Here is a 291-nt window from a genome sequence, read left to right as displayed (position 1 = left end):
GGCAGTTCGAATCTGCCCAGACCCACCAATCGATGGGGCCATAGCTCAGCTGGGAGAGCGCCTGCCTTGCACGCAGGAGGTCAGGAGTTCGATCCTCCTTGGCTCCACCATCTCCACCTAACCACTAACACGATTGCTTGAAAGCTCAGAAGTGAGTGTTCGCCGAGGCGAATCCTGACTTCTGGTCTTTGATCAGAACTGTTCTTTAAAAAATTGGGAAAGTGATAGAAGTAGACTGCATTAACTGTTTTCACTGGCAGTTAGTGTCGTCAAGGTAAAATCTTGCGAACT

The 291-nt window shown here is 49.5% G+C and carries 1 tRNA gene; it reads left to right on the top strand.

Features of this window, described 5'->3' with window-relative positions:
- Positions 1 to 34 precede the first annotated feature (34 nt).
- Positions 35 to 110 (top strand) — tRNA-Ala (locus RCF34_RS22820).
- Positions 111 to 291 lie beyond the last annotated feature (181 nt).

Source organism: Pseudomonas sp. 102515 (assembly GCF_031085165.1).
GTDB lineage: Bacteria > Pseudomonadota > Gammaproteobacteria > Pseudomonadales > Pseudomonadaceae > Chryseomonas.
The sequence above is the reverse complement of the archived record's forward strand: the minus strand, read 5'-3'. Positions and strand labels throughout refer to the sequence as shown.